Consider the following 22,710-nt stretch of genomic DNA (forward strand, 5'->3'; position numbering starts at 1 on the left):
CGTTCCCGTTACAGTTCTGCTACCAGCTTGTCGACGATGTCGCTGTTGGCAGCCTGGTCGATTTGGCGCGCCAGGATCTTCTCTGCACCAGCAATGGCAAGAGCAGCAACCTGCTTACGCAGTTCTTCTTTGGCACGATGACGTTCAGCTTCAATCTCGGCACGGCCCTGAGCCAGGATTTTTTCCCGCTCAGATTGGGCACCGGCAGCAGCTTCATCAATGATCTGGGCCTTGCGTTTGTTGGCCTGTTCAATGATTTCTGCAGCCTGGAGCTTGGCTTCTTTCAGCTGATCGGTGGCGTTGGCCTTGGCCAAATCCAGATCTTTCTTGGCACGCTCGGCAGAAGAGAGGCCGTCAGCAATGGTTTTCTGACGGGCTTCGATGGCAGCCATCAGCGGCGGCCACACGTACTTCATGCAAAACACTACGAAGAAGAAAAAAGCAACTGCTTGGCCGAGGAGGGTGGCGTTGATATTCACAGCCTGTGTCCTCTTAGTTAGTTAATGGGTTATGTCCGGAGGTCGCTATGACTTAGCCGGCAACCGCAAACATCACGTACAGACCCAGACCAACGGCGATCATCGGGATCGCATCCACCAGACCCATCACGATGAAGAACTGGGTACGCAGAACAGGGATCAGGTCCGGTTGACGAGCTGCACCTTCCAGGAATTTGCCACCCAGGATACCGATACCGATGGAAGCGCCGATAGCCGCCAGACCCATCATCATTGCAGCAGCGATGTACAGCAGGTCCATGTTCAAGTTTTCCATGAGGATCTCCATTTATTTAGATGTAATTGATTGTATAAAAAGGATTATTTGAGTTGCATCAACCATGGTCTTCTTGAGCCATCGACAGATAGACGATGGTCAGCACCATGAAGATAAACGCCTGCAAAGTGATGATCAGGATGTGGAAAATTGCCCAAGGCACGGACAGGATCCACTGAGACCACCAGGGTAGCAAACCCGCAATCAGGATAAAGATCAGTTCGCCAGCATACATGTTGCCGAACAGTCGAAGACCCAGAGAAACAGGTTTGGAAATCAGCGTAACAGTTTCCAGGATGAGGTTAACCGGGATGGCCGCCGGGTGGTTGAAAGGCTGAAGCGTCAGCTCCTTCACAAACCCGCCGATACCCTTGACCTTGATGCTGTAGTACAGGATCAAGAAGAACACGCCCAAAGCCATGGACATGGTGATGTTAACGTCAGCAGAGGGAACCACACGCAGATAGGGAACACCCATCAACTGTGCAGCGTGGGGGATAAAGTCAACGGGGATCAGATCCATAAGGTTCATCAGGAAGATCCACACAAACACCGTCAGGGCCAAAGGTGCGATGACCTTGTTGCGACCGTGAAAGATGTCCTTGACGTTACCACTCACAAACTCGACCAGCATCTCCACAAAGCACTGCAGTTTACCGGGCACACCACTGGTAGCGTTGACGGCTACGCGGCGGAACAACCAGATAAACAGAGCGCCCAACAGAACAGAAAATATCATTGAGTCGACATTGACTGTCCAGAACCCAGACCCGACTTGCAGATGGGTCAGATGGTGGGAGATATATCCCTGAGGAGTCAGGACTTCTCCGGTTGCAGACATGAGTTTTCCTAATAGTGGTTGTTAAGCGTGAATGAGACTATCCACTGTACAACGAGGGCGAGGATATAAGTGGCAAAGAACGAGACGGTATCGACCTCGATCCCGGCGCCAAACATCAGGGCGAAAAGTCCTGTTGTAGTAATGAGCTTAATCCCTGCCCCACCATAAAAGTCCCGCAGAACCAGGCCCACGCTCTCTTTCGTCACCTTGCGGCGCAGAACCCAGAGCGTGAACAGGGCTTGAGGAACCCAGTACATGCTCCCCCCGTAGAGAGAGGAGCGTCCGGCAAACGCACCGGCCTGGTAAAACCAGACGGTACTGATCGCCAGGATCAGGACGAGCTGACAAACGAGCATAGCCAAGGCCAGCGTTAAACCTTCCAAGGCTATTTTCTGCTTCACCAACCTACCCCTGAACATTACAGAACTGTAAAAAATCGGGATCCGAAGACCCCGCGTTTACAGCCCAAAAAGCCGGTCAAATTATACCCTTGAAGACAGCTATTGCAACATGGCAAAAATCCTTAATTTTTGCGGCTTTCCGCACAGAATTAAGGTTATGTTCATATCAAAAGGAATGGATGTTTTATTACTACAAAAAGCGTAAAAATCACGATTCTGACAGGCCAAAATAGCTCAATACCCGGTCCAAATCCGCCAAGTTCTCGTAACTAATTACTAACTTGCCGCTATCCTGTTTTCCCGGCTGAAGTTGTACCTGATTGCCAATTTTTTCTGAGATCTGGCGCTCGAGATAACCAAACTGGGGATCGCGGACGGGCTCGACCCTGGCTTTTGCCGGTTCCAGCGCCTTTTGCACCAATTTCTCGGTATCTCGCACGGTCAGCCCCTTCTGGGCAACCAGTTTGGCCAGTTCGGACTGGGCCTGGCCGCTCAGGGCCAGCAGGGCACGAGCATGGCCCATGTCGAGGTCACCGTGCTCGACGAAGCGCTTCACGTCGTCGTTGAGCTGGTTGAGGCGCAGCAGGTTGGTCACCGTGGTGCGGGACTTGCCCACCGCATCGGCCACCTGCTGGTGGGTCAGTTCGAATTCGGTCAGCAGCCGCTGCAGGGCGACAGCCTCCTCGATGGCATTGAGGTCTTCACGCTGGATGTTCTCGATGAGCGCGATGGCGACGGCAGCCTCGTCAGGCACATCCTTGACCAGGCAGGGCACCACCTCGAGGCGGGCCAGCTGGGAGGCGCGCCAGCGCCGCTCACCGGCGATGATTTCGAAGGATTGCTCGCCGAGGGGGCGTACCACGATGGGCTGGATCACCCCCTGGGCACGGATGGAGTTGGCCAGCTCTTCCAGCGCATCCTGCGACATGTCCTTGCGCGGCTGGTACTTGCCGGACTGCAGCCACTCCACCGGCAGCTTGCGCAGTTCGCCCTGGTTGGTCGGGGTCGGGGCCATGGCCTGCTCGGTGCGCTGATCGCTCATCACCTGCTTCTGGCGTGCGGCCGTGCTGGTGCTGAGCAGAGCGTCCAGCCCCTTGCCCAGCCCACGTTTTTTCGGCGTCATATGCTCTCTCGGTCTGCGATGGTCACCTGACGCTCCTGCTCCTGGCGACGCAGGATCTCGCCAGCCAGAGCCAGATAGGCCTTGGCGCCCACCGATGATTTGTCATAGTGCATGGCCGGGGCGCCGAAACTCGGTGCCTCCGCCAGTCTTACGTTGCGGGGAATGATGGTGCGATAGACCTTGTCCCCGAAGTGCTGTTTAAGCTGATCGGACACATCATTGGCCAGCCGGTTGCGGTGATCGAACATGGTGCGCAGCACCCCTTCGATCTTCAGATCCGGATTGACCACGGCTGCCAGCTTGCTGATGGTGTCCACCAGGGCGGTCAGCCCTTCGAGCGCATAGTATTCGCACTGCATGGGCACCAGCACGGAGTCGGCGGCGGCCATGGCGTTGACGGTCAGCATGTTGAGAGAAGGCGGGCAGTCGATGAAGACGTAGTCGTACTTGTCCCGCACCGCGGCCAGCGCGTTGCGCAGGCGGATCTCGCGGGCGAAGAACTCCATCAGACGAATTTCGGCCGCGGTCACGTCGGCGTTGGCGGCGATCAGGTGATAGCCCCCGGAGGTTTCGGGGATGATCACCTCGCCGATGGGGGCGTCCTCGATCAGCAGCTCATAGGCGGTGCGCTCGACTTCGTACTTGTCGACACCGCTGCCCATGGTGGCATTGCCCTGCGGATCCAGATCGATCACCAGCACCTTGCGGCGGGTAGCGGCCATGGAGGCGGCCAGATTCACACAGGTGGTGGTTTTACCCACTCCACCCTTCTGGTTGGCTATGGCGATGACTTTTCCCACACTGTCCCCTAAATGAAACTGCGACCCTATTCGGGCTGGATATGTTTGAATTCCAGCAGATGACGTTCGCCTTCCAGCTCCGGCACCACCAGTTGATGGGAGGCGACCAGACGGATGTTGGCGGGCAACTGGGCCAGCTCCTGCTCGGGATACTGTCCCTTGAGCGCGAGGAAGCTGCCCTGGGCCGACGGCAGATGGTGACACCAGCCCAGCATGTCCTCCAGCGAGGCGAAGGCCCGGCTCAGCACGCCGTCAAATCCCACCTCGGGCTGATACTCCTCGACCCGGGATTTGACGGGAGTCACGTTGGTCAAGCCCAACTCCAGGATCACCTGGCGGATGAAGTTGATCCGCTTGCCCAGACTGTCCAGCAGCACGAACTGCTTGTCCGGATTGATGATCGCCAGCGGCAGTCCGGGCAGACCCGGGCCTGTGCCCACATCGATGAAGCGCTCACCGTGCAGGTGCCGGCTCACCACCAGGCTGTCGAGGATGTGCTTGACCAGCATGGCGTCCGGATCTCGTACCGAGGTGAGATTGTAAGCCTTGTTCCACTTGTGCAGCAACTCGACAAGCCGAACCAACTGGGTCTTTTGGGTCTCGGTGATAACAATTCCGGCCTGCATGAGCAGGCCGTTCAATCTTTCCAGCATGTTTTGCAACGGTAGGATCCTCAGGCGGTTTTACGCAGCAGGCCGTGTTTTTTCAGATGAACCAGCAGGATGGAGATGGCCGCCGGGGTGATGCCGGAGATGCGGGACGCCTGACCTATGGTCTGCGGCTTGGCATCGTTGAGCTTGGCGATCACCTCGTTGGAGAGGCCGTTGACGTCGCGGTAGTTCATGTCCAGCGGCAGCAGGGTGTTCTCGTTGCGCAGCTGCTTCTCCACCTCGTCGTGCTGGCGTTCGATGTAGCCGGCGTACTTGATCTGGATCTCCACCTGATCGGCGGCGGCCGAATCGCTCAGCGCAGGCCCGACCCCCTCGATGGCCATCAGCGCATCGTAGGTCACCTCGGGGCGACGCAGCAGCTCTTCCAGGCTCTGCTCGCGGGTCAGCGGGGTGTTGACCAGGGCGTTGACCGCCTCCAGCGACGGATGTTGCGGGTGGATCCAGGTCGAGCGCATGCGCTGACGCTCCTGCTCCACCTGTTCCATCTTGGCGTTGAACTTGCTCCAGCGCTCGTCATCCACCAGGCCCAGCTCGCGGCCGACGGCGGTCAGGCGCAGATCGGCGTTGTCTTCCCGCAGCAGCAGGCGATATTCGGCACGGCTGGTGAACATGCGGTAGGGTTCGCGGGTTCCCAGGGTGGAGAGATCGTCCATCATCACGCCGATGTAGGCCTGATCCCGGCGCGGATGCCAGGGATCCTTGCCCTGCGCACGCAGGGCGGCGTTCAGACCGGCCAGCAGGCCTTGGGCTGCCGCCTCTTCATAGCCGGTGGTGCCGTTGATCTGGCCGGCGAAGAACAGGTTGCCGATGCACTTGCTCTCCATGTTGGCCTTGAGATCCCGCGGATCGAAGAAATCGTACTCGATGGCATAACCCGGGCGGGTGATATGCGCATTCTCGAAGCCGCGCACGGAGCGGACGATCTGCACCTGCACGTCGAACGGCAAGCTGGTGGAGATCCCGTTCGGGTAGAGTTCGTGGGTGGTCAGGCCTTCCGGCTCGACGAAGATCTGGTGCGCCGTCTTGTCGGCAAAACGGGTGATCTTGTCCTCGATCGACGGGCAGTAGCGCGGGCCAATTCCCTCGATCACCCCGGCGTACATGGGGCTGCGATCCAGGTTGTTGCGGATCACCTCGTGGGTGCTCTCGTTGGTATGGGTAACGTAGCAGGGCACCTGACGCGGATGCTGGCTGACATCGCCGATGAAGGAGAAGACCGGACGCGGATCGTCACCGTGCTGGGCCTGCATCACCGAGAAATCGACGCTGCGGGCATCGATGCGGGGCGGCGTACCTGTCTTGAGGCGATCGATGCGCAGCGGCAGTTCCCGCAGGCGCTGGGCGAGGGCGATCGAGGGAGGATCCCCGGCACGGCCGCCCTTGTAGTTTTCCATGCCGATGTGGATCAGGCCGTTCAGGAAGGTACCCACGGTCAGCACGACCGTCTTGCCGCTGATGCGGATCCCGCTCTGGGTGACCACGCCGGCAACCCGATCCCCGTCCATGATGAGATCATCACAGGCCTGCTGGAAGATCTTCAGGTTGGGGTAGTTCTCCAGCATCTGGCGCACGACTGCCTTGTACAGCAGACGATCCGCCTGGGCGCGAGTGGCGCGAACCGCCGGGCCCTTGGAGGAGTTGAGGGTACGGAACTGGATCCCGCCAAGATCGATGGCACGCGCCATGATCCCGCCGAGAGCGTCAACTTCCTTGACCAGGTGTCCCTTGCCGATCCCGCCGATCGCCGGGTTGCAGGACATGTGTCCCAGCGTATCGATATTGTGGGTCAGCAACAGGGTATTGAGGCCCATCCGGGCTGCCGCTGTTGCCGCTTCGGTTCCTGCATGACCGCCACCGACGACGATCACATCAAATTGTTCATGGTATTGCATTGGGGATCACCTTGATCTGCACGCCTGAAGATCTTTGTTTGCCTGTGCTCGAGGGCGGAACATTCTATCTGTTTAGCGTCCTGAGGGGAACGTCTACTTAACGTTCAGTATGGAGGGAGGATCCACTAAATAGATCTTAAGGATCTTTAGATCGATCTTTTATTGGATCTTTTATTAGGATCCGCCGCTTCTGTTGATAAGCACTTTTTGATCATAAAGATCATCGTCTTAAGAGCGATCTCTGGTTGTGGAAAAGCTTGGATCCTGGCCCCGTGAACTGGGGGATAACAAGGGTTTTTATGCACAGACACCCTTTGGTTTAGATCTAATACATGGATAACTATAGGTTTTACAGAGTTTCACACAGGAGTTATTCACAATTTCTCGGAGCATTCTAGGGGAACCCTTGGAACAACTTCTCCGGATCCACCTGTTAATAACCTGGTGGATAGCGATCTGGGGATAAGCGGGGAGATCGAGCCGTTCTTGCCGGATCTTCCGCTCCCGGTTCAGGCGATCAGGGCCAACCAGTCCCGGATCCAGATTTCGGCCGCATCTTCCGGGATCTCGTGCCGGGTTACGTCGATGTCGAGACGATCCCCAATCCGGCTGGCGCCGCACTCGGCCAGCAGTCGATCCAGCGTCTTGCCACCCTGGCAGAAGGTGTCATAACTGCTGTCTCCCAGCGCGATCACCCCGTATTTCCAGCCATCAAGATCCGGACGCTGCTCGGCAAGATCCTTGGCGAAAGGCTGCAGATTGTCGGGCACATCGCCGGCACCGTGGGTGGAGGTGACCACCAGTACTATGGCCTCCGGCTCGGCAAGCACCCTGGCCAGGCTGGCGGGGTTGTGGATCTCGGTTTGATGTCCCGCTTGTTCCAGCAGGCCGGCGACGTGGTCCGCGACATATTCAGAGGCGCCCAGCATGGAGCCGACGACGAGATTGAGTTTGGCCATGGAATGGATCCTGATTTCAGACGAAGCAAGAGAAAGCCGGATTCTACCGCCAAAGGGTGTGGATAAATATGGATAAAGCTTGGGGATAATGGATCCTCGCTGCTTTTGTACGGAAAAAAGGGATCCCCGCCCGCCGATCCTGCCCAATCTTGCGATCGTGTCGAAAAGGGGCCGTTTCCTCCTCTTGAGTGTTCTCCGCTCGGCTCCTGATACGTTAAGTAACAATGCGGATGCAAATGATTAGCAATTATTGAATCGATTCGATCATGTCTCCTGTAGTAGCATGTCGCTGCTTTATTCGCCTGAGGAACCGGGCTACCGGTATGACCGGCTACCAATAATAAGAAATCAGAAACAACTCATTGATATTTGAGACACTTACTATGATTGCGCAAAAAAACACCCCGATCGCAGCGATGCGAAAGAGAGGGGCACAGCAACTGCTGCCGCTCTCCTGCCTGTTGGCCAGCCTGCCCGTGCTGGCGGCCGAACAACCGAAAGAACTGCCCAAAGCCAGCGAGACCATGGTGGTCACCGGCACCGCCATGAAGGTGGAAGTACCCATGGCCGAGACGCCTCGCGCCGTCTCCGTGGTCAACCGCGAGGAGCTGGATCAGCGTGCCGTGCAGCAGCTTGACGAGTCCCTGCGCTACCGCTCCGGCGTGCTCACCGGCCTCTATGGCTCCGACAACAATACCGACTGGTTCAAGGTGCGCGGCTTCGATGCTGCGTCCTATCTGGATGGCAACCGCCTGTTCGGCACCGGCTATTATCTCTGGACGCCGGAGCCGTTCGGCCTGGAGAGCGTGGAAGTGCTCAAAGGCCCGGCCTCGATCCTCTACGGCGAGGCGCCTCCCGGCGGCGTGATCAATGCCATCAGCAAGCGGCCGACCGCCACCCCGCAGGGGCTGCTGGATCTGCAGCTGGGCAGCCGGGATCACCGCCAGATCGGGGTGGATGTCTCCGATGCACTGACCGACAACAGCCGCTACCGCATGGTTGCTCTTTATAAGGAGCGTGACGGCGTGCTGGACGGCACCTACAACGATCGCGTCTATCTGGCGCCGAGCGTGACCTTCGATCTCTCGGATCGCACCAGCCTGACCCTGCTGGCCAGCTTCCTGCACGACGAAGGGGTGCCGACCAACGGCTTCTTCCCGGTCTATGGCACCCTGAATACCTCCGGCGGCCAGATCGATCCCAGCACCAACCTGAGCCAGCCGGATTACGATCGCAACCGCAACACCCAGCTCTCCACCGGTTACGAGCTGGCCCACCAGCTCAACCAGACCTGGGAGTTCAAGCAGAACGTCCGCTTCAACTACAACGATCTGCTGCTGCGCCAGACCTATATCTTCCCGACCTATGAAGGCACCACCGCCTTCCGCGGCCTGATCTATCGCGACGGCACCACCAAGAGCGCCACCATGGACAACCAGATGGTGGGTTACTGGAACACCGACAGCACAGAGCAGACCCTGCTGCTGGGGGTGGATCTGCAGCGCCATGTCAATGAAGGCCAGGAAGCCGACAACTACGGCATGGGCTCCATCAATACCATGAACCCGGATTACAGCGGCTTCCCCGGTTTTGATGAATCTACCGCTACCCACCAGAAGAGCACCAAGGGCCAGAGCGGCCTCTATGCCCAGCACCAGATCCGCTGGGACGATCGCTGGTTGCTGACCGGCGGCGGTCGCTTCGACTACGTGGAGACCCACAACATCAGCGAAGCCAAGGGCAAGAACGAGAAGCAGTATGATCACGAGCTCTCCCTCTCCGGCAGCCTGATGTACCTGGCCGACAATGGTCTCTCTCCTTATGTTGCCTATGCCGAGTCGTTCGAGGTGCTGCCTGGGATCGACCCCAACACCAGCGAATCCTACAAGCCGCTCAAGGGCACCCTGTACGAGACCGGCGTCAAGTACGCGCCGAGCTTCCTCGATGGCTACATCAACCTGGCCCTGTTCGATCTGGAGCAGACCAACTCGCTGGTCTCCACCGGTTCCGGCCAGCAGACCCAGGCCGGCGAAGTGACCTCCCGGGGGGTCGAGCTGGAAGGGAGCGTGCAGGCCACCGAGGCGCTGCGCCTGACCGCCGCCTACACCTATACCGATGCCAAGACCAACGACACCGGCAAGGGCGATCGCCGTGCCAGCCTTATCCCGCGCCACCAGGCCTCCTTCTGGGGCAACTACAAGGTGCAGCAGGGTCCGGTCTCCGGTCTGGAACTGGGGAGCGGCGTGCGCTACGTCGGCTCCAGTGTCGGCATCGGTGCCGTGAATGCGGACTACACCCCCATCTACGGCTCGGCCCAGGTGCCGGCCCATACCGTGTGGGATGCGATGATCGGGTATGACTTTGCCAAGAACTGGCGGGCTCAGCTCAACGTCAACAACCTGCTGGGTGATACCTACGTGGCCAGCTGCGACTACTACTGCTACTACGGCGAGCCGCGCAGCGTAGTGGGCAGCATCAACTACCGCTGGTAATCGAAGTGGGCGGGAACTGGGTTCCCGCCCTTCTTTTCACCTGCAGTTGCTCTGATCTCTCTGGAATACCGGTCCGTTATGGAACTCTTGTCTCTGGTTTATCGCCAATATCGTTGGCCCTTCATCGCCATTACCCTGCTCAGCCTGCTCAGTGCCGTCAGCGGGATTGGTGTCATTGCCTTTATCAATCAGTCTCTCGTCGAATCAGTCGGCGATCCGCTGCCGGTGCTCGGTCAGCTGATCGGCCTCATTTTATTGCTGCTGGTGATCACGCTCGGCTCTCAGCTGGCGCTGACCACCCTCGGCCATCATTTCGTCTACCGGCTGCGCGGCCGCCTGCTCAAGCAGTTGTTGGATACCGATGTCGCCCGCCTGCGCCAGATTGGCCAGGGGCCGCTGCTGGCCTCCCTTTCCAGCGACATCGGCCAGATCACCATCGCCTTCGTGCGCCTGCCGGAGCTGGTGCAGGGGCTGGTGCTCACCCTGGGGTCGGCTCTCTACCTTGGCTGGCTGTCGCCGGCCCTGCTCGGCGTCACAACGCTCTGGGTCACCTTCACCATGGTGGTGGGCTGGCTGCTGGTGAACCGGGTCTATCGCCATCTCTCCCATATGCGTCAGGCCGAGGATCGGCTCTATCAGAACTATCAGGCCATCATCGCTGGCAGCAAGGAGTTGGCGCTCAACCGCGAGCGGGCCCACTTCGTTTACCACCAGCTTTATCAGCAGAATGCGCAGGACTATCGGGAGCAGATCATTCGCGCCGACACCTATCACCTGAGCGCGGTGAACTGGTCGAATATCATGATGCTGGGGGCCATCGGTCTGGTCTTCTTCCTGGCCAACGGGCTGGGCTGGGCCGACACCCAGGTGGCCGCCACCTTCGCGCTGACCCTGCTGTTCTTGCGTACCCCCTTGCTGCAGGGCATTGGCGCGCTGCCGACCCTGCTCTCCGCCCAGGTGGCGTTCGACAAGATAGCGGCCCTCAATCTTGCCGCGCCGGACGCCGAGTTCCCGCTGCCGTCCGCGCCCCGCGCCTGGCAGCGCATCGAGCTGGAGCAGGTGAGCTTTCACTATCAGGGGGAGGGTGGTTTCGCCGTGGGTCCCATCAATCTGGTGATCGAGCGGGGGGAACAACTCTTCATCATAGGTGGCAACGGCTCCGGCAAGTCGACCCTGGCCATGCTGCTGACCGGCCTCTATCAGCCGGTAGCGGGCCGGATCCTGCTGGATGGGGAGCCGGTCACCGATCGCAACGCCTATCTGGCGCTCTTCTCCGCCATCTTCACCGACTATCACCTGTTTCAGCACCTGCTGGGGCCGGAGCCCAAGGATGAGCTGGTGGCCGAGTGGCTGGAGCGGCTGCAGATGGGCAGCAAGCTCACCATCGAAGAGGGCTTCATCGCCGATATCGACCTCTCTCAGGGGCAGCGCAAGCGGGTCGCCCTGCTGCTGGCGCTGGCCGAGCAGCGCGAGGTGATGCTGTTCGACGAGTGGGCCGCGGATCAGGATCCCCAGTTCCGTCGCATCTTCTATCAGCTGTTGCTGCCGCGCCTGAAGGAGATGGGCAAGACGGTGATCGCCATCAGCCACGATGATCTCTACTTCTCCCAGGCCGACCGGCTGCTGGAGATGCGCCAGGGCCGGCTCAGCGAGCTGACCGGCGAGCGGCGCGAGCAGGTGAGCCGCGATGCGGTCGCCCATCTGGATTGTGACTTGAATGCAGAGGCGCCGGTTTGAACCCGGCCAACAGGAACCGCTTATGTTTGAGATGAAATCAGCCAGCTTCGCGGTCAATGACCGCACGCTGCTGCACCCTACCGATCTCTGTTTCGAGCAGGGCAAAGTCTATGGCCTCATCGGCCACAACGGTTCGGGCAAATCCACCCTGCTCAAGCTGCTGGCACGCCAGCAGCCGCTCAGTGACGGCGAGATCCGGTTCGATGACAAGCCGCTGTCGGCGTGGGGGGCGCGCGACTTCGCCCGTCAGGTGGCCTATCTGCCCCAGCATCTGCCTAGCGCCGAAAACCTGCTCGGGCGGGAGCTGGTGGAGATGGGCCGCTACCCCTGGCGCGGCCTGCTGGGTCGGATGGGGGCGGAGGATCACCGCCAGGTCGAACGGGCCATCGCGCTGACCCATACCGAACGCTTTGCCGACCGGCTGGTGGATACCCTCTCAGGCGGCGAGCGGGGGCGGGTGTGGCTGGCCATGCTGCTGGCCCAGGAGAGCCGTTTCATCCTGCTGGACGAGCCGCTGGCCGCGCTGGACGTGGCCCATCAGGTGGAGGTGCTCACGCTCGTCAAGCAGTTGAGCCGCCAGCTCAAGCTCGGGGTCATCATCGTCATTCACGACATCAACATGGCCTCCCGCTTCTGCGATCGGCTGGTGGCGCTGCACTCCGGCCGCCTGCTGACCCACGGCGAACCCGAACAGATCATGACCGGCGAGACCCTGCACGCCATCTATGGCATCCCGATGGAGGTCATTCGCCACCCGGCCCATGACCACGCCATTGCCATCGTTTAGACAAGGCCTGTTATCTCGATGCTTTTATTCAAGAAAGTTGGCTGGTTCTGCTGCCTCTTGGCTCCGCTCATATTGCTGGCCGAACCAGCGATGCCTGCCGCTGCAGACCTCCCTCGAGCCGATGCTGTGAAGTCGGTACCCCGCATCGCCACCGTCGACTGGACCATAGCCGAAACCCTGCTGGCACTCGGGGTGACTCCGCTGGCGGTGGGGGATGTCGGCTCTTACCGCGCCTGGGTCGGCGAACCGCTGCTGCCGGCCGCCGTGGTGGATATCGGCCAGCGTGCCCAGCCCAACCGCGAGCTGCTGGCCGAGCTCAAACCCGATCGCATCCTCATCTCGCCGCTGGCGGCCCCGCTGGCGCCGACCCTCTCCCGCATCGCGCCGGTACAATCCATCGCGCTCTACGAGCCGGATGCCGATCTGTGGCAGCGGCTGCACGAGGCGACTCTGACCATAGCCGCGCTGGTGGACAAAACCGCCGAGGCCGAGCAACTGCTGGCCAGGCTGGACCAGGATCTGGCGCAGATGCGGGCGGCGTTGCCTGCAGAGCTGCCGCCCCTGCTGGTGGTGCAGTTCATCGATGAGCGCCATGTGCGGGTATTTGGCCGCCACAGCCTGTTTGAGGCGGTGATGCAGCGGCTCGGCCTGCGCAATGGCTGGCAGGGGGAAACCAATGCCTGGGGCTTTGCCGTGGCCAGCCTGGAGCAGTTGATGGCGCTGCCGCAAGCGCGACTGGTGGTGGTCGATCCGATCCCGGTCGGGGTGAGCGAGCGGCTGCAGGAGCCTGGTCTATGGCAACAGCTGCCACAGGTGAGGGCGGCGGCCGTGCTGCATCTGTCCGCGGTGTGGAGTTTTGGCGGCGTGCTGGCGGCGCGTCGCTTTGCCGTGCAGCTGAGTACTGCGCTGCAGCAAGATGGGCAAAGCGGGGAGGGGCTGTGATGAACCAGATTTTTCCGTCGCCGCTGCGGCTTCCCGTCAGCCTGCTGCTGGGGCTGACGCTGGCGCTCGCCGGTTGGGAGCTGGCCGATCAGTTGCCGGCGGCACGCTGGCTGGCGACCCTGTTGTCGCCGGATCTGACCGATGCCAGCGAGGCGGTGGTCCACTTCAGCTGGCTGCCGCGCCTTGCCGTCTGCCTGCTGGCCGGCGCCGCCCTCGGGCTGGCCGGCACCCTGATGCAGCAGGTGCTGCGCAATCCGCTGGCCTCGCCCACCACCCTGGGGGTGGCCTCCGGTGCCCAGCTGGCGCTGATGATGGTGACCCTGTTTGCGCCCTCCTGGCTGCTGCTGGGGCGGGAGTGGATCGCCATGGCCGGCGGCAGCCTCGCCATGGGGCTGGTGTTTGCCCTGGCCTGGCGTCGCCAGCTCAATCCTGTGGTCATCGTCTTTGCCGGGCTGGTGATCAACCTCTATCTGGCGGCCATCAGCATGGGGCTCCTGCTGTTCTTTCAGGAGGAGCTGAAAGGCTTGCTGGTGTGGGGCAGTGGCTCGCTGGTGCAAAACAGCTGGAGCGGGGTGAGCTACCTGCTGCCCCGTCTGCTGCTGGCTGGCGTGCTGGCCGCGGTGCTGGTGCGCCCGCTGGCGGTGCTGGAGCTGGATGATGCCAGTGCCCGCAGTCTGGGGGTCTCCCTTCAACATCTGCGTTTCGCCGGACTGGGGCTGGCGGTGTTCGTCACCGCCTGCGTGGTGAGCGTGGTGGGGCTGATCGGCTTCATCGGGTTGGCGGCGCCCGCCCTGGTGCGCTTGCTGGGGGTGAGAAAACTGGCTCTGCGACTGCTGTGGGCCCCGCTACTGGGCGCTCTGCTGCTGGCGGCCACCGATCTGTTGCTGCAATCCCTGAGTCGCAGCGGCTCTGTGCTCATCCCGACCGGCGCCATGACGGCTCTGTTGGGGGCGCCGCTGCTGTTGTGGCTGATCCCGCGCCTGGGTATCAAGTCGGGCACGCCAAAGGCGAATGCCGCCCTGCTGGTGGCCCGCCACCCGGCGCCAGCCCGCCTTGTCGGCCTGATGTTGATGGGGTTGGTAGTGGCGGTGATCGCTTCTTTGCTGTTTGGGCAGGGGATGGACGGCTGGCGCTGGCCGAGCTGGCTGCGCTGGCAGGCCCAGCTGGAGTGGCGGCTGCCGCGCACCCTGGCGGCCGGTGCGGCGGGCATGCTGCTGGCATTGGCGGGCACCCTGCTGCAACGGGTCAGCAGCAACCCCATGGCGAGCCCCGAGCTGCTGGGGGTGAGTGGTGGCACCTTCATGGGGGTGATTGCCACGGCGCTGCTGCTGCCCGCCCTGCCGCTGCCCATGATGCTGGCCGGCGGCCTGCTCGGTGCCTTCGGTTGTCTGCTGCTGTTGCTGCTGGTCAATCGCAGCCATGGCTTCCAGCCGGAGCGACTGCTGCTCTCCGGCATCGCCATCACGGCGCTGTTCGAGCCGCTGCAGGCCATCGCGCTGGCCAACGGTGACCTGCGGGTGCAGCAACTGCTCTCCTGGATGTCCGGCTCCACCTATTACGTCACCCTGCCGCTTGCCGGCGGGTTGGTCGTGCTGGCGCTGACGCTGCTGGCAGTCTGCCTGCTGCTCAGCCGCTGGCTCGATCTGCTGCCGATGGGACCGGCGGTGGCCGCCGCGCTCGGCATTCGGCTCAACCGGGCTCAGCTCGCCATCCTGCTGCTGGTGGCCGTGCTCACCGCCAGCGCGACCCTGGTGGTGGGGCCGCTCTCCTTCGTCGGCCTGCTGGCGCCGCACATGGCCAAGCTGATGGGGTTGGTGCGGGCACGCTGGCACCTGCTCGGTGCCGCCGTCTCCGGCGCCCTGCTGATGGTGTCGGCGGACTGGATCGGCCAGCAGATCCTGTTCCCGCAGGAGGTGCCGGTGGGGCTGGTCTCCACCTTGTTAGGGGGCGCTTACTTCATGTGGTGCCTGCGCCGCCTCTAGGTTGGTGGATGAAAAATGCACAAAAAAAGCCCGGGATGAACCCGGGCTTTTTATTGCCTGCCGTGCGGCGTTATTTGCCGATGCAGAATGTAAATAATTTATTATCTTCAATATGTTAGTGACTTTTCGGGGGCCACTTGGGGTAAAAGTAACTAAAACAGCATATTGAGAGGCCGCTCACGGGTTTCTGCCATCGTGCAGCGTTCCCACATAGTCCATTCTCGATCGTGCAGCCTTCCCATATGAATCAACGCGATGCCACCACACGCAGTCAAAGCCGCCTTTTAAGTGAGTTTTGAACATATTTTGAACCGACTATAGCACCGTCCGGAACCTGGAAAGCCGCTTTACTCTTCGAACCGTGCAAGTTTCCCATAGGTAGTTTGGCTAACCGTGCAGTCATCCCACATACCGCCATTTTAATCCCAGCCCTTTATCAGCCTGGCTGAGCGGGCTTTTAGGCCCTCTAGAATGGTGCTGCTGATGGTATCGGGGAAGCCTGCTGGCAATTGCTGTGTAACGCGCTCAATAACATCATCAACGGAGTTGGCCAGTTCTGTCAGGATCTCTTCCATAGCAGAACGCTCAAATCCCACAGCTTTCGCCGTTTGGAAGAAATGACGCGGGAATATCTGCTCAATGGCGTACTTCTTTCCCTTGCTGCTTGCTAGGCCCATAGCGAGCTTGGCGTCCCTTCGGTTGAGGCCTCGGCCGCCAAATACTGGATAGACAGATAGGATGTCGTAAAAAGGGGTCAGGCGAAAACGCCCTTCCGGCTCAATAAAGACCGAGAAGTTTTTTGCATGGCCATCGGTGGCCGCCAGCAGCCAGAACAGGACCTGAGATTTCATGAATAGGTAGCGATCCTGTTCTGGTGTCGCAGAGCCCAGCAAGGTTTTCATGATGTCAGTGATCCCCGGTCCTCCATGGTTCTCGTATTTCCGTGCTGACGGAACATTCAATACCTGACAGAAATCTTCTTGGGGAAGGCGCATGATCCAACTGCGATCGGCAGCGTAACGTCTGTCGAAGCGTTCCACAGCCAGTGCTTTGACCTGGCCAACCTGCATCATGAAGCAGTGAGGTACGGGTAGACCAAACTCCTTGGCAATCAGAGTGCAGAGATATTCGTTTTCTACGCTCTGGGAGAGGTCTATCGAGTAGGAGTGGCTTTCAATCTTGCCGATAGGGAGTTTGATTATGTGGGTTGTCGGCGTTGCATTGAGTGGCAAGTACCAACGGCCATCGAGATAGAGCAGTGCAGTCTTTTCTTGCGCCCCGGCGATAGAGATCCGGAACTCCTCTTGCTCCCTGACCATCCCCAAAGGGATTCCTGATTTGTAGCTGGTCAGGATCTGCTCGAGCTCGTCATCGGAAAGTGCCTTGTAGTCGATTCGCCTGACATCTGGAACATCGTGCCCTTCGGTAACCAGCTGTAATGCCCCTACGCTATCCTGGCCAATGCAACTGAGCAGATCGAAGGGCTGGGTTGATGCCGCTTGATAGCGTGCTACAACCCTGTTTCTCACCTCCGTATTATCTGGCAGCAGGTTGTCGAAGAAGTTATAGGCTTCATCGCCCCGGTAGGTCTGATGGCGCAATGGCATGGAGAGTGAGATCGGACGGCTGCCCGGTTGTGCTAGCCATGACTCATGGTACTGAAAATGATGGGCGCCGCTGGTAGTTTTGGTGAATGTGCCTACCCGATAGCCGTTCATATAGACAGCCAGATTGGCCATTACCACTCCTCCTTCCAGCCCGATGCCGGACTCTCGGATGACTCATTGCGGGGTTTGATATCCACTGACAACTCGAGTGCCGCGAGGATCTTGAACAGGGTCTCCAGCTTGGTGGACTCAGGGTTGAGCTCGAAGCTGGAGACTGTGTCTTGCCTAATCCCTACTTTCTCGGCCACTTTGCCTTGAGAGAGCTTTTGAGAAAGCCTGGCATCCTTGATACAGGCGCTCAGCTGCTTGGCGCTGGTTACTTTCATGATTCGACAACCTGGTAGCGTGCCTTCTTCCAATTTACACGCTATGGCAGGTATATCAATATTTACCTGTTATAGGAGGTAAATGTAACTTACACGCTGTAGGCGGTATCTAACATTTATCCCCTATAGCGGGTAAGAGAACAGCAGACGGGGAGATTACCAAGCCATGGGGTAAAGAACTGCCGCGCTACGCTTGGCTGCTGGCTTGTTCGGTGAGTCGAAAAGATGACTCACCTCAAAGCCCAGCTTCTGTAGATTTCCTCCTTTGGCATCCCATTCAGCAGATCAGGAATGGTGAGCAACGTCGCTTAAATACTCAAATACAACTCAAAAGCGACTTTGTGATGACGGATCACACTTAAAGTTTGTGCTGTCAGATCAAAAGGCTATCGAAAGGTTGTGTTTCGATCGTCATGTGGTGGTTCTAAAAAGGTATACCCCATTAAAACCACTTAATACCCTCTCGAAAATCATATTGAAACCACTTATATTGTGTCGTTTTCAGAAGACGGCTGCACTGAACGTCAGAAGCCGACTGCACTATAGCAGCGGAGGGGTTGGATCCATCAGGCAACGACGGGCTGCTGCCGGCCATCAGCGGACGCAGGGAGGACTTTCCGCAACCGGCCGTTCGATGCGGCACCGATGGCCTTCGCGCAGGGGTAGTGAATCCGCCAGGATTGACTTGCGCTGCCCTACCTCTCACTAGTGAGGGGCGGCAGCGCATCAAGCGGTGAGCGCACTCCGGCACCGCCAACTTTCAGCACATGCGTGTAAATCATCGTCGTAGAGACGTCGGAATGGCCGAGCAGATCCTGCACGGTTCGAATGTCGTAACCGCTGCGGAGCAAGGCCGTCGCGAACGAGTGGCGGAGGGTGTGCGGTGTGGCGGGCTTCGTGATGCCTGCTTGTTCTACGGCACGTTTGAAGGCGCGCTGAAAGGTCTGGTCATACATGTGATGGCGACGCACGACACCGCTCCGTGGATCGGTCGAATGCGTGTGCTGCGCAAAAACCCAGAACCACGGCCAGGAATGCCCGGCGCGCGGATACTTCCGCTCAAGGGCGTCGGGAAGCGCAACGCCGCTGCGGCCCTCGGCCTGGTCCTTCAGCCACCATGCCCGTGCACGCGACAGCTGCTCGCGCAGGCTGGGTGCCAAGCTCTCGGGTAACATCAAGGCCCGATCCTTGGAGCCCTTGCCCTCCCGCACGATGATCGTGCCGTGATCGAAATCCAGATCCTTGACCCGCAGTTGCAAACCCTCACTGATCCGCATGCCCGTTCCATACAGAAGCTGGGCGAACAAACGATGCTCGCCTTCCAGAAAACCGAGGATGCGAACCACTTCATCCGGGGTCAGCACCACCGGCAAGCGCCGCGACGGCCGAGGTCTTCCGATCTCCTGAAGCCAGGGCAGATCCGTGCACAGCACCTTGCCGTAGAAGAACAGCAAGGCCGCCAATGCCTGACGATGCGTGGAGACCGAAACCTTGCGCTCGTTCGCCAGCCAGGACAGAAATGCCTCGACTTCGCTGCTGCCCAAGGTTGCCGGGTGACGCACACCGTGGAAACGGATGAAGGCACGAACCCAGTGGACATAAGCCTGTTCGGTTGGTAAGCTGTAATGCAAGTAGCGTATGCGCTCACGCAACTGGTCCAGAACCTTGACCGAACGCAGCGGTGGTAACGGCGCAGTGGCGGTTTTCATGGCTTGTTATGACTGTTTTTTTGTACAGTCTATGCCTCGGGCATCCAAGCAGCAAGCGCGTTACGCCGTGGGTCGATGTTTGATGTTATGGAGCAGCAACGATGTTACGCAGCAGGGCAGTCGCCCTAAAACAAAGTTAGCCATATGAACTCGGAATCAGTACGCATTTATCTCGTTGCTGCGATGGGAGCCAATCGGGTTATTGGCAATGGTCCTAATATCCCCTGGAAAATTCCGGGTGAGCAGAAGATTTTTCGCAGACTCACTGAGGGAAAAGTCGTTGTCATGGGGCGAAAGACCTTTGAGTCTATCGGCAAGCCTCTACCGAACCGTCACACATTGGTAATCTCACGCCAAGCTAACTACCGCGCCACTGGCTGCGTAGTTGTTTCAACGCTGTCGCACGCTATCGCTTTGGCATCCGAACTCGGCAATGAACTCTACGTCGCGGGCGGAGCTGAGATATACACTCTGGCACTACCTCACGCCCACGGCGTGTTTCTATCTGAGGTACATCAAACCTTCGAGGGTGACGCCTTCTTCCCAATGCTCAACGAAACAGAATTCGAGCTTGTCTCAACCGAAACCATTCAAGCTGTAATTCCGTACACCCACTCCGTTTATGCGCGTCGAAACGGCTAACCATTCCGTCAACGGGACGCCAAAATGCTGCGCATTTTGGTTCCCTCCGCTGCGCTCCGGCTCTCGTTACGTCCAACGTTAGCACCACTGAAACCCAGCTTTATTTAGCTCATGTTTATTCAAACGGCATTTAGCTTTTCAGGCGTTATTCAGTGCCTGTTTTGCCTTTTTTCCGGGCTTCGCCTGCATGGGCTGCGCAGGTTTTCAGTCTTTTTGGCCTCTAGCCCTTGCGTAGCAAGCGCAAGCAGCTATCGTTTTTGCAGTGCTGTGCCGCCTCGGTGGCGCAGCGTTTTTTCACGGTTAGCGCCCGTCGCCAAATTCAAGTTATCCGTTTTGGCTTCTGGTTCTAACATTTCGGTCAAGCCGACCCGCATTCTGCGGTCGGCTTACCTCGCCCGTTAGACATCATGAGGGAAGCGGTGACCATCGAAATTTCGAACCAACTATCAGAGGTGCTAAGCGTCATTGAGCGCCATCTGGAATCAACGTTGCTGGCCGTGCATTTGTACGGCTCCGCAGTGGATGGCGGCCTGAAGCCATACAGCGATATTGATTTGTTGGTTACTGTGGCCGTAAAGCTTGATGAAACGACGCGGCGAGCATTGCTCAATGATCTTATGGAGGCTTCGGCTTTCCCTGGCGAGAGCGAGACGCTCCGCGCTATAGAAGTCACCCTTGTCGTGCATGACGACATCATCCCGTGGCGTTATCCGGCTAAGCGCGAGCTGCAATTTGGAGAATGGCAGCGCAATGACATTCTTGCGGGTATCTTCGAGCCAGCCATGATCGACATTGATCTAGCTATCCTGCTTACAAAAGCAAGAGAACATAGCGTTGCCTTGGTAGGTCCGGCAGCGGAGGAATTCTTTGACCCGGTTCCTGAACAGGATCTATTCGAGGCGCTGAGGGAAACCTTGAAGCTATGGAACTCGCAGCCCGACTGGGCCGGCGATGAGCGAAATGTAGTGCTTACGTTGTCCCGCATTTGGTACAGCGCAATAACCGGCAAAATCGCGCCGAAGGATGTCGCTGCCGACTGGGCAATAAAACGCCTACCTGCCCAGTATCAGCCCGTCTTACTTGAAGCTAAGCAAGCTTATCTGGGACAAAAAGAAGATCACTTGGCCTCACGCGCAGATCACTTGGAAGAATTTATTCGCTTTGTGAAAGGCGAGATCATCAAGTCAGTTGGTAAATGATGTCTAACAATTCGTTCAAGCCGACCGCGCTACGCGCGGCGGCTTAACTCCGGCGTTAGATGCACTAAGCACATAATTGCTCACAGCCAAACTATCAGGTCAAGTCTGCTTTTATTATTTTTAAGCGTGCATAATAAGCCCTACACAAATTGGGAGATATATCATGAAAGGCTGGCTTTTTCTTGTTATCGCAATAGTTGGCGAAGTAATCGCAACATCCGCATTAAAATCTAGCGAGGGCTTTACTAAGCTTGCCCCTTCCGCCGTTGTCATAATCGGTTATGGCATCGCATTTTATTTTCTTTCTCTGGTTCTGAAATCCATCCCTGTCGGTGTTGCTTATGCAGTCTGGTCGGGACTCGGCGTCGTCATAATTACAGCCATTGCCTGGTTGCTTCATGGGCAAAAGCTTGATGCGTGGGGCTTTGTAGGTATGGGGCTCATAATTGCTGCCTTTTTGCTCGCCCGATCCCCATCGTGGAAGTCGCTGCGGAGGCCGACGCCATGGTGACGGTGTTCGGCATTCTGAATCTCACCGAGGACTCCTTCTTCGATGAGAGCCGGCGGCTAGACCCCGCCGGCGCTGTCACCGCGGCGATCGAAATGCTGCGAGTCGGATCAGACGTCGTGGATGTCGGACCGGCCGCCAGCCATCCGGACGCGAGGCCTGTATCGCCGGCCGATGAGATCAGACGTATTGCGCCGCTCTTAGACGCCCTGTCCGATCAGATGCACCGTGTTTCAATCGACAGCTTCCAACCGGAAACCCAGCGCTATGCGCTCAAGCGCGGCGTGGGCTACCTGAACGATATCCAAGGATTTCCTGACCCTGCGCTCTATCCCGATATTGCTGAGGCGGACTGCAGGCTGGTGGTTATGCACTCAGCGCAGCGGGATGGCATCGCCACCCGCACCGGTCACCTTCGACCCGAAGACGCGCTCGACGAGATTGTGCGGTTCTTCGAGGCGCGGGTTTCCGCCTTGCGACGGAGCGGGGTCGCTGCCGACCGGCTCATCCTCGATCCGGGGATGGGATTTTTCTTGAGCCCCGCACCGGAAACATCGCTGCACGTGCTGTCGAACCTTCAAAAGCTGAAGTCGGCGTTGGGGCTTCCGCTATTGGTCTCGGTGTCGCGGAAATCCTTCTTGGGCGCCACCGTTGGCCTTCCTGTAAAGGATCTGGGTCCAGCGAGCCTTGCGGCGGAACTTCACGCGATCGGCAATGGCGCTGACTACGTCCGCACCCACGCGCCTGGAGATCTGCGAAGCGCAATCACCTTCTCGGAAACCCTCGCGAAATTTCGCAGTCGCGACGCCAGAGACCGAGGGTTAGATCATGCCTAGCATTCACCTTCCGGCCGCCCGCTAGCGGACCCTGGTCAGGTTCCGCGAAGGTGGGCGCAGACATGCTGGGCTCGTCAGGATCAAACTGCACTATGAGGCGGCGGTTCATACCGCGCCAGGGGAGCGAATGGACAGCGAGGAGCCTCCGAACGTTCGGGTCGCCTGCTCGGGTGATATCGACGAGGTTGTGCGGCTGATGCACGACGCTGCGGCGTGGATGTCCGCCAAGGGAACGCCCGCCTGGGACGTCGCGCGGATCGACCGGACATTCGCGGAGACCTTCGTCCTGAGATCCGAGCTCCTAGGGATCGCCTCAGAAAACGGAAAATAAAGCACGCTAAGCCGTAAGTAAGCGTGCTCCTGTGAAAGCCACAGCTAAAACTGCGTAGTACACATAGAGGTATTTTTTTCTAGATTTATAT

At 58.9% G+C, this 22,710-nt stretch carries 22 protein-coding genes and 1 pseudogene; 11 read left to right on the forward strand and 12 right to left on the reverse strand.

Going from position 1 to position 22,710, the window contains the following annotated elements; all coding sequences use genetic code 11:
• Positions 1-8: 8 nt before the first annotated feature.
• From atpF to mioC, 9 genes are all read right to left on the reverse strand, one after another.
• Complete coding sequence (gene atpF / locus I6L38_RS19085) at positions 9-479, reverse strand: F0F1 ATP synthase subunit B (protein ID WP_005307207.1); 471 nt, start codon at positions 477-479, stop codon at positions 9-11.
• A 52-nt stretch (positions 480-531) separates the two neighbouring features.
• A complete protein-coding gene (atpE, locus tag I6L38_RS19090; RefSeq protein WP_005307205.1) occupies positions 532-774 on the reverse strand; it encodes a F0F1 ATP synthase subunit C in 243 nt (80 codons plus the stop codon).
• 58 nt (positions 775-832) lie between these two features.
• Positions 833-1,615 carry a F0F1 ATP synthase subunit A gene (gene atpB, locus I6L38_RS19095; RefSeq protein WP_005307200.1) on the reverse strand — a complete coding sequence of 261 codons (783 nt, stop codon included), beginning with the start codon at positions 1,613-1,615 and terminating at the stop codon, positions 833-835.
• 8 nt (positions 1,616-1,623) lie between these two features.
• Complete coding sequence (locus I6L38_RS19100; RefSeq protein ID WP_010635593.1) at positions 1,624-2,034, reverse strand: ATP synthase subunit I; 411 nt, start codon at positions 2,032-2,034, stop codon at positions 1,624-1,626.
• Between the two features lie 190 nt (positions 2,035-2,224).
• Positions 2,225-3,139, reverse strand: coding sequence for a ParB/RepB/Spo0J family partition protein (locus I6L38_RS19105; protein ID WP_010635594.1), 915 nt, complete (start codon positions 3,137-3,139; stop codon positions 2,225-2,227).
• On the reverse strand, positions 3,136-3,939 hold the full coding sequence (locus I6L38_RS19110; protein WP_005307193.1) for a ParA family protein: 804 nt from the start codon (positions 3,937-3,939) through the stop codon (positions 3,136-3,138). Before I6L38_RS19110 ends, I6L38_RS19105 begins: the two co-directional genes overlap by 4 nt.
• A 26-nt stretch (positions 3,940-3,965) precedes the next feature.
• Entirely contained in the window at positions 3,966-4,592 is a 627-nt protein-coding gene (rsmG, locus tag I6L38_RS19115) for a 16S rRNA (guanine(527)-N(7))-methyltransferase RsmG (RefSeq protein ID WP_024942392.1), read from the reverse strand.
• 20 nt (positions 4,593-4,612) lie between these two features.
• On the reverse strand, positions 4,613-6,502 hold the full coding sequence (mnmG, locus tag I6L38_RS19120; protein ID WP_216988842.1) for a tRNA uridine-5-carboxymethylaminomethyl(34) synthesis enzyme MnmG: 1,890 nt from the start codon (positions 6,500-6,502) through the stop codon (positions 4,613-4,615).
• Between the two features lie 509 nt (positions 6,503-7,011).
• Positions 7,012-7,461 (reverse strand): FMN-binding protein MioC, encoded by a 450-nt coding sequence (gene mioC, locus I6L38_RS19125; protein ID WP_043171123.1) that lies wholly within the window; start codon positions 7,459-7,461, stop codon positions 7,012-7,014.
• 383 nt (positions 7,462-7,844) lie between these two features.
• On the opposite strand from mioC, the gene I6L38_RS19130 reads away from it, so the two are divergent.
• The 5 genes from I6L38_RS19130 to fhuB all read left to right on the forward strand — a co-directional run bounded on the left by I6L38_RS19130 (position 7,845) and on the right by fhuB (position 15,401).
• Entirely contained in the window at positions 7,845-9,953 is a 2,109-nt protein-coding gene (locus tag I6L38_RS19130; RefSeq protein ID WP_026141999.1) for a TonB-dependent siderophore receptor, read from the forward strand.
• A 78-nt stretch (positions 9,954-10,031) separates the two neighbouring features.
• Positions 10,032-11,690 (forward strand): multidrug ABC transporter permease/ATP-binding protein, encoded by a 1,659-nt coding sequence (locus I6L38_RS19135; RefSeq protein ID WP_043171124.1) that lies wholly within the window; start codon positions 10,032-10,034, stop codon positions 11,688-11,690.
• 22 nt (positions 11,691-11,712) lie between these two features.
• Positions 11,713-12,477, forward strand: a complete 765-nt coding sequence (locus I6L38_RS19140) for an ATP-binding cassette domain-containing protein (RefSeq protein WP_017783539.1) — start codon at positions 11,713-11,715, stop codon at positions 12,475-12,477.
• 18 nt (positions 12,478-12,495) lie between these two features.
• The gene (locus tag I6L38_RS19145; protein ID WP_043171126.1) at positions 12,496-13,419 is read left to right on the forward strand and encodes an ABC transporter substrate-binding protein; all 924 of its coding nucleotides are present in this window, start codon (positions 12,496-12,498) and stop codon (positions 13,417-13,419) included.
• The gene (gene fhuB / locus I6L38_RS19150; RefSeq protein ID WP_043171127.1) at positions 13,419-15,401 is read left to right on the forward strand and encodes a Fe(3+)-hydroxamate ABC transporter permease FhuB; all 1,983 of its coding nucleotides are present in this window, start codon (positions 13,419-13,421) and stop codon (positions 15,399-15,401) included. Before I6L38_RS19145 ends, fhuB begins: the two co-directional genes overlap by 1 nt.
• A gap of 419 nt (positions 15,402-15,820) precedes the next feature.
• Here the strand turns inward: fhuB and I6L38_RS19155 are convergent, their stop codons facing one another.
• From I6L38_RS19155 to intI1, 3 genes are all read right to left on the reverse strand, one after another.
• A complete protein-coding gene (locus I6L38_RS19155; RefSeq protein WP_047437768.1) occupies positions 15,821-17,140 on the reverse strand; it encodes a type II toxin-antitoxin system HipA family toxin in 1,320 nt (439 codons plus the stop codon).
• A complete protein-coding gene (locus I6L38_RS19160) occupies positions 17,140-17,394 on the reverse strand; it encodes a helix-turn-helix domain-containing protein (protein WP_017410478.1) in 255 nt (84 codons plus the stop codon). Before I6L38_RS19160 ends, I6L38_RS19155 begins: the two co-directional genes overlap by 1 nt.
• A gap of 695 nt (positions 17,395-18,089) precedes the next feature.
• Positions 18,090-19,103, reverse strand: coding sequence for a class 1 integron integrase IntI1 (gene intI1 / locus I6L38_RS19165; RefSeq protein WP_000845039.1), 1,014 nt, complete (start codon positions 19,101-19,103; stop codon positions 18,090-18,092).
• 144 nt (positions 19,104-19,247) lie between these two features.
• On the opposite strand from intI1, the gene dfrA12 reads away from it, so the two are divergent.
• The 6 genes and pseudogenes from dfrA12 to I6L38_RS19195 all read left to right on the forward strand — a co-directional run bounded on the left by dfrA12 (position 19,248) and on the right by I6L38_RS19195 (position 22,619).
• On the forward strand, positions 19,248-19,745 hold the full coding sequence (gene dfrA12 / locus I6L38_RS19170; protein WP_001083725.1) for a trimethoprim-resistant dihydrofolate reductase DfrA12: 498 nt from the start codon (positions 19,248-19,250) through the stop codon (positions 19,743-19,745).
• A 111-nt stretch (positions 19,746-19,856) separates the two neighbouring features.
• Positions 19,857-20,147 carry a DUF1010 domain-containing protein gene (locus tag I6L38_RS19175; protein ID WP_001336345.1) on the forward strand — a complete coding sequence of 97 codons (291 nt, stop codon included), beginning with the start codon at positions 19,857-19,859 and terminating at the stop codon, positions 20,145-20,147.
• Positions 20,148-20,152: 5 nt separating this feature from the next.
• Positions 20,153-20,991 (forward strand): annotated as a pseudogene (locus tag I6L38_RS19180) (AadA family aminoglycoside 3''-O-nucleotidyltransferase).
• Between the two features lie 116 nt (positions 20,992-21,107).
• Complete coding sequence (locus I6L38_RS19185) at positions 21,108-21,455, forward strand: quaternary ammonium compound efflux SMR transporter QacE delta 1 (protein ID WP_000679427.1); 348 nt, start codon at positions 21,108-21,110, stop codon at positions 21,453-21,455.
• Entirely contained in the window at positions 21,449-22,288 is an 840-nt protein-coding gene (gene sul1, locus I6L38_RS19190; RefSeq protein ID WP_000259031.1) for a sulfonamide-resistant dihydropteroate synthase Sul1, read from the forward strand. Before I6L38_RS19185 ends, sul1 begins: the two co-directional genes overlap by 7 nt.
• A gap of 127 nt (positions 22,289-22,415) precedes the next feature.
• Positions 22,416-22,619: a hypothetical protein gene (locus I6L38_RS19195; RefSeq protein WP_000376616.1), complete on the forward strand. Its 204-nt coding sequence runs from the start codon at positions 22,416-22,418 to the stop codon at positions 22,617-22,619.
• The last annotated feature ends 91 nt before the right edge of the window (positions 22,620-22,710 follow it).

Origin of the sequence: Aeromonas sp. FDAARGOS 1408 (assembly GCF_019048665.1) — a bacterium.
Classification (GTDB): Bacteria; Pseudomonadota; Gammaproteobacteria; order Enterobacterales; family Aeromonadaceae; genus Aeromonas; species Aeromonas dhakensis.

Bases quoted from the DNA above. Each gene is read 5' to 3' on its own strand.
- mnmG (WP_216988842.1), bottom strand. From the start codon at position 6,502: ATGCAATACCATGAACAATTTGATGTGATCGTCGTCGGTGGCGGTCAT.
- rsmG (WP_024942392.1), bottom strand. From the start codon at position 4,592: ATGCTGGAAAGATTGAACGGCCTGCTCATGCAGGCCGGAATTGTTATC.
- I6L38_RS19130 (WP_026141999.1), top strand. From the start codon at position 7,845: ATGATTGCGCAAAAAAACACCCCGATCGCAGCGATGCGAAAGAGAGGG.
- I6L38_RS19175 (WP_001336345.1), top strand. From the start codon at position 19,857: ATGTTTATTCAAACGGCATTTAGCTTTTCAGGCGTTATTCAGTGCCTG.
- dfrA12 (WP_001083725.1), top strand. From the start codon at position 19,248: ATGAACTCGGAATCAGTACGCATTTATCTCGTTGCTGCGATGGGAGCC.
- sul1 (WP_000259031.1), top strand. From the start codon at position 21,449: ATGGTGACGGTGTTCGGCATTCTGAATCTCACCGAGGACTCCTTCTTC.
- I6L38_RS19145 (WP_043171126.1), top strand. From the start codon at position 12,496: ATGCTTTTATTCAAGAAAGTTGGCTGGTTCTGCTGCCTCTTGGCTCCG.
- atpB (WP_005307200.1), bottom strand. From the start codon at position 1,615: ATGTCTGCAACCGGAGAAGTCCTGACTCCTCAGGGATATATCTCCCAC.
- I6L38_RS19195 (WP_000376616.1), top strand. From the start codon at position 22,416: ATGGACAGCGAGGAGCCTCCGAACGTTCGGGTCGCCTGCTCGGGTGAT.
- I6L38_RS19155 (WP_047437768.1), bottom strand. From the start codon at position 17,140: ATGGCCAATCTGGCTGTCTATATGAACGGCTATCGGGTAGGCACATTC.
- atpE (WP_005307205.1), bottom strand. From the start codon at position 774: ATGGAAAACTTGAACATGGACCTGCTGTACATCGCTGCTGCAATGATG.
- I6L38_RS19185 (WP_000679427.1), top strand. From the start codon at position 21,108: ATGAAAGGCTGGCTTTTTCTTGTTATCGCAATAGTTGGCGAAGTAATC.
- intI1 (WP_000845039.1), bottom strand. From the start codon at position 19,103: ATGAAAACCGCCACTGCGCCGTTACCACCGCTGCGTTCGGTCAAGGTT.
- I6L38_RS19105 (WP_010635594.1), bottom strand. From the start codon at position 3,139: ATGACGCCGAAAAAACGTGGGCTGGGCAAGGGGCTGGACGCTCTGCTC.
- fhuB (WP_043171127.1), top strand. From the start codon at position 13,419: ATGAACCAGATTTTTCCGTCGCCGCTGCGGCTTCCCGTCAGCCTGCTG.
- I6L38_RS19140 (WP_017783539.1), top strand. From the start codon at position 11,713: ATGTTTGAGATGAAATCAGCCAGCTTCGCGGTCAATGACCGCACGCTG.
- I6L38_RS19100 (WP_010635593.1), bottom strand. From the start codon at position 2,034: ATGTTCAGGGGTAGGTTGGTGAAGCAGAAAATAGCCTTGGAAGGTTTA.
- I6L38_RS19135 (WP_043171124.1), top strand. From the start codon at position 10,032: ATGGAACTCTTGTCTCTGGTTTATCGCCAATATCGTTGGCCCTTCATC.
- I6L38_RS19160 (WP_017410478.1), bottom strand. From the start codon at position 17,394: ATGAAAGTAACCAGCGCCAAGCAGCTGAGCGCCTGTATCAAGGATGCC.
- mioC (WP_043171123.1), bottom strand. From the start codon at position 7,461: ATGGCCAAACTCAATCTCGTCGTCGGCTCCATGCTGGGCGCCTCTGAA.